The following is a 1,840-nucleotide window of genomic DNA, read 5'->3' on the forward strand; positions in this document are numbered from 1 at the left end:
ATCCGCGGCTCGACAGCGCCCCGCTTTAGGGGCGCGGGGCTGTATGCGATTTGCGGCTCCGCCGCGTGGGCGCGACCAGCCCCCACCGGGCCCGCACCCGATCGACATCCCACACCCCGGGATGATTCCCTGACGGCCATGAGCAACATCGCCGTGACCACCTGGTCCCTGGAACAGACCTCCCCCACTGACCTGCTCCCCGCAGCAGGCCCCGACGGGGACGTCAAGATCACCCGCGCCGAAGTCCCCTCCCCGGAGTTCAGCCGCTACCTCTACGCCTCCGTAGGCGGAGACAACCGCTGGACCGACCGCCTGGCCTGGACATACGCCCGCTGGCAGGAGTACCTGGAGCGCCCCGGCGTGGAAACCTGGGTCGCCTACGACCGAGGCACCCCGGCGGGCTACATGGAGTTGGAACCCCAGGACGACGGCGTCGTGGAGATCGTCTACTTCGGTCTGCTCCCCGCCTTCCGGGGCCGCCGCATCGGCGGGCACCTGCTGTCGTACGGGGCCGCCCGCGCCTGGGACCTCGGGGACCGCTGGCCGGGCCTGGCGCCGACGAAGCGGGTCTGGCTGCATACGTGCAGCAAGGACGGGGAGCACGCGCTGGACAACTATCTGCGTCGCGGCTTCCATCTCTTCGACACCAAGGTCGAGGAGGAGGCGGAGGTGGCCGCGCCGGGCCCCTGGCCGGGCGCACATCACGCCTGACGTCCGTCTCGCGGTACGGGACAAGCGTGTCCGCATGGCGGACAATGCTGGACTGTGTCCAGATTGCCATGACACGCTTCCGTCATGTCTGGAACTGGGATTGCCTTGGTGAGTCGGCGGCACGTCGACCTCGGCCGCATGTCCAGCGCCATCTGTCCGGCGAGCTGAAGCCCTCTCAGCACCGCCGACACTCCCCTTTGCCTCAGCCTGCGCAGAGCCGCGCCAGTCTGACCGCGCGCCCATACGCGCAGGTAAGAGCCGCTTTCCGCCTGTCCCGAAGGACGATGAATCATGGCCGCCACCCCGCAGGACCCTGCCGCCACGCCCCGCCGCAAGGTGAGCCGTCACCGTGGTGAGGGTCAGTGGGCCGCCGGACACTTCACCCCGCTCAACGGGAACGAGCAGTTCAAGAGGGACGACGACGGTCTCAATGTACGGACACGCATTGAGACGATCTATTCCAAGCGCGGGTTCGACTCGATCGACCCGAACGACCTGCGCGGCCGGATGCGCTGGTGGGGGCTCTACACCCAGCGCAAGCCCGGGATCGACGGCGGCAAGACCGCGATCCTGGAGCCGGAGGAGCTGGACGACAAGTACTTCATGCTGCGCGTCCGGATCGACGGCGGCCGGCTCACCACCGCGCAACTTCGGGTGATCGGCGAGATCTCGCAGGAGTTCGCGCGCGGCACGGCCGACCTCACGGACCGGCAGAACGTCCAGTACCACTGGATCCGCATCGAGGACGTCCCGGAGATCTGGAACCGGCTCGAAGCGGTCGGCCTGTCGACCACCGAGGCCTGCGGTGACACGCCCCGCGTCATCCTCGGTTCGCCGGTCGCCGGGATCGCCGAGGACGAGATCATCGACGGCACGCCCGCCATCGAGGTGATCCAGCGCCGGATCATCGGCAACAAGGACTTCTCGAACCTGCCCCGCAAGTTCAAGTCGGCGATCTCCGGCTCGCCGCTGCTCGATGTGGCGCACGAGATCAACGACATCGCGTTCGTCGGTGTGGAGCACCCCGAGCACGGGCCCGGTTTCGACGTCTGGGTCGGCGGCGGCCTGTCCACCAACCCGAAGATCGGCCAGCGTCTGGGCGCCTGGGTCCCGCTGGACGAGGTCCCGG

General features: G+C 68.6%; 2 protein-coding genes and 1 pseudogene. All 3 read left to right on the plus strand.

Features of this window, described 5'->3' with window-relative positions; genetic code table 11:
- Nucleotides 1-138: 138 nt before the first annotated feature.
- Nucleotides 139-711 (plus strand): GNAT family N-acetyltransferase, encoded by a 573-nt coding sequence (locus tag AOK08_RS41215; RefSeq protein ID WP_055535621.1) that lies wholly within the window; start codon nucleotides 139-141, stop codon nucleotides 709-711.
- A gap of 84 nt (nucleotides 712-795) precedes the next feature.
- The gene (locus AOK08_RS48785; protein ID WP_309486338.1) at nucleotides 796-879 is read left to right on the plus strand and encodes a putative leader peptide; all 84 of its coding nucleotides are present in this window, start codon (nucleotides 796-798) and stop codon (nucleotides 877-879) included.
- A gap of 123 nt (nucleotides 880-1,002) precedes the next feature.
- Nucleotides 1,003-1,840, plus strand: a pseudogene (locus AOK08_RS41220) (nitrite/sulfite reductase); the annotation flags it as partial.

It is taken from the genome of Streptomyces graminilatus (assembly GCF_001418565.1).
Taxonomy (GTDB): Bacteria; Actinomycetota; Actinomycetes; order Streptomycetales; family Streptomycetaceae; genus Streptomyces; species Streptomyces graminilatus.

Excerpts from the sequence above, each read along its gene's own strand:
- AOK08_RS41215 (WP_055535621.1), top strand. The coding sequence starts at position 139 with ATGAGCAACATCGCCGTGACCACCTGGTCCCTGGAACAGACCTCCCCC.
- AOK08_RS48785 (WP_309486338.1), top strand. The coding sequence starts at position 796 with ATGTCTGGAACTGGGATTGCCTTGGTGAGTCGGCGGCACGTCGACCTC.